We start from the raw sequence: 2,058 nt of genomic DNA, 5'->3' as shown, positions 1-2,058 counted from the left end.
GTTGGCATGTTCTTTAACAGGGTGGGAAAAAGCGGCGGAGAAAAAGGCTGCTAAATCAGGGGGAAAGGTCCGCTAAACTGTATGATGGCGTCGGGATAGTCCCTAAGACCCGATAGGATTAGCAGGGGGTCTGAACCTGTATGCGTACGTGCCTAATCCGGTGTCGTGGATCGACCCATTAGGGTTAGCAGGTAAAAATTGCCAAGATGTTGGTAATAAGTCTAAGAATGCTCAAGAAATGGCAGAGGAGTTAGCTAATCAACTTAATAAAAATACAGTGACATTCTCAACTCCAACAACTATGGGGCATATAGATTTAAGAGGTAGAGCGCATTTTGATAAAATAACCCAAACGGATATACCAACTCCACATGTTCAAACTTCACCAATAAATATAGCTCCTAATGGAAAACGCTTTCCTTTGAAAAAGCAGGAAGTGGCCAGACCTGCTACTAAGCAAGATATACGTACAGCTAGAGAACTAGCTAAAAAACAAGGGATATTAAAATGAATGATAATATCATTGAACACCTTCAAAACTGGTATCAATCTAAATGCGATGGAATGTGGGAACATGAGTATGGCTTTGATATCAGTACATTAGATAATCCTGGTTGGAAGGTTAATATATCAGGAGAAAATGGGAAAAACCCATTAAATATTATTGTGAATAACACTGATGACGATTGGGTAAATATAAAGGCAAGTGAAAGAGAATTTAAAGGATATGGAGGTATTGCAAATTTAGAGACAATACTGAAATATGCAGCACAATGGCTTGATAAAGTGTAGAAATATAATTAATTAAAGCCGGAAAGATCTTTCGAGATCTTCCGGCTTTTTTATGATCTACCTTGGTGCATACCCACGGTAAGCCAGAGCAGATTGAAGCTTAGCGATCGCATCTTTGATCTGATACGCTTCCTCGTCATTCACCGCGCAAGCCCGTATCTCAGACCAGCACAGCCGCTTAACCAGTTGAGCTAACGCCAGCGCTTCAATGTGGGTTAACTGGATATCCTGCAAATGTTCAATGGCTATCGTCATCTCATGCTCTCCTCTTAACCCACAAAACCGGTTATTAACGCCTGCATCTGCTGTTTAATCTCCCGCAGCTGGGCCTGTTGTCGCTGGTACTGCTGATGCTGTTGTTGCGTGGCTTCACTGTCAGGAATGAGCACCAGACAGCCGTCCATCACCTTCACCGTAATCTGGCCGCCAGTATTAAATCCCGCCTGTCTCAGCCACTGTCCCTTAAGATGTATCGCCGGTGTGGCGTTGTTGACCTTATTCCCGTTCGGTACATAACCCACCGTGTAATAACGTTCTGTTTTCACGGCTTTATTTACTGCCGCTTCTGCTTTAGAATGCGCCTTAGCCATAGTAACTACCTCTTTTAGTTGCTTGTGGTGAGCAACGTATTTGGGTGCCCGCCCGAATACGTTGCGTTATTGTCCTCACTTCATCTTAGAAGACCAGCGTTCAGCCTCGTACTTGATAATCATTCCTTCCAATAACTCCCTAATCACCTCTCGCTGCTCCGGCTGCATGTTGTTAATAGCCTGAAACTGTAGAGCCAAGTCGGCATCAGGTAGTAGCTCATCTTCTTCAAATATCAGTGAATCAGTCGTGACCCGCAATGTCTGTGCGATCTTCTTAATTGCCTCCAGAGAAGGTAACGAAATCCCACCTTCGTAGCGTTTGACCTGAGTCACATGGATACCAATGGCATCCGCCAATGCTTGCTGTGAGAGGCCCTTTTGCTTACGGAGGGCAACGAGTCGGTTAGCAATGCTCATCGAATTAAACCAGTCAGAGAAATTTGCCGTCATTCTACCCTCCAAAAAATGCTTGCTTTATATTGGTATCTTAATAGATACTAAATAAAAGAGCAATGGAGTCTTGACGCATTTTTTAGGAGGTCGTTTTATGGCACGCATCCCGGAAGCAGAATTACAGCACCTGAAAGCCGCCGTCTCCTTAGTCGCCGTGGTGGAGCAACAGGGGCGACAGCTCTTTAAACGCGGCAAAGATTATGTACTGCTGTGCCCGTTCCAT

5 protein-coding genes and 1 pseudogene are annotated in these 2,058 nt (G+C 44.4%); 3 read left to right on the top strand and 3 right to left on the bottom strand.

Annotation, left to right across the window (positions count from 1 at the left end; all coding sequences use genetic code 11):
* Positions 1-106 precede the first annotated feature (106 nt).
* Together ACGF49_RS24395 and ACGF49_RS24390 are read left to right on the top strand one after the other, a co-directional pair.
* Positions 107-511 (top strand): annotated as a pseudogene (locus ACGF49_RS24395) (RHS repeat-associated core domain-containing protein); the annotation flags it as partial.
* Positions 508-792 (top strand): Imm53 family immunity protein, encoded by a 285-nt coding sequence (locus ACGF49_RS24390; RefSeq protein WP_049584276.1) that lies wholly within the window; start codon positions 508-510, stop codon positions 790-792. The pseudogene ACGF49_RS24395 and the gene ACGF49_RS24390, both read left to right, overlap by 4 nt.
* A 57-nt stretch (positions 793-849) precedes the next feature.
* Here ACGF49_RS24390 and ACGF49_RS24385 read toward each other — a convergent pair whose 3' ends face one another.
* The 3 genes from ACGF49_RS24385 to ACGF49_RS24375 form a co-directional block, all read right to left on the bottom strand.
* Entirely contained in the window at positions 850-1,047 is a 198-nt protein-coding gene (locus ACGF49_RS24385) for a hypothetical protein (protein ID WP_113044370.1), read from the bottom strand.
* Between the two features lie 14 nt (positions 1,048-1,061).
* Positions 1,062-1,382 (bottom strand): SymE family type I addiction module toxin, encoded by a 321-nt coding sequence (locus tag ACGF49_RS24380; RefSeq protein ID WP_113044371.1) that lies wholly within the window; start codon positions 1,380-1,382, stop codon positions 1,062-1,064.
* A gap of 75 nt (positions 1,383-1,457) precedes the next feature.
* On the bottom strand, positions 1,458-1,799 hold the full coding sequence (locus tag ACGF49_RS24375; protein ID WP_315903533.1) for a helix-turn-helix transcriptional regulator: 342 nt from the start codon (positions 1,797-1,799) through the stop codon (positions 1,458-1,460).
* Between the two features lie 130 nt (positions 1,800-1,929).
* Here ACGF49_RS24375 and ACGF49_RS24370 point away from each other — a divergent pair.
* Positions 1,930-2,058, top strand: a 129-nt coding sequence (locus tag ACGF49_RS24370; RefSeq protein WP_387493253.1) for a CHC2 zinc finger domain-containing protein, incomplete at its 3' end; no start/stop codon positions are given.

The sequence above is a fragment of the Photorhabdus sp. RM96S genome (genome assembly GCF_042879335.1).
GTDB lineage: Bacteria > Pseudomonadota > Gammaproteobacteria > Enterobacterales > Enterobacteriaceae > Photorhabdus > Photorhabdus kayaii.
The sequence above is the reverse complement of the archived record's forward strand: the minus strand, read 5'-3'. Positions and strand labels throughout refer to the sequence as shown.

Coding starts and splice junctions, on each gene's coding strand:
- ACGF49_RS24390 (WP_049584276.1), top strand. CDS start 508: ATGAATGATAATATCATTGAACACCTTCAAAACTGGTATCAATCTAAA.
- ACGF49_RS24375 (WP_315903533.1), bottom strand. CDS start 1,799: ATGAGCATTGCTAACCGACTCGTTGCCCTCCGTAAGCAAAAGGGCCTC.
- ACGF49_RS24385 (WP_113044370.1), bottom strand. CDS start 1,047: ATGACGATAGCCATTGAACATTTGCAGGATATCCAGTTAACCCACATT.
- ACGF49_RS24380 (WP_113044371.1), bottom strand. CDS start 1,382: ATGGCTAAGGCGCATTCTAAAGCAGAAGCGGCAGTAAATAAAGCCGTG.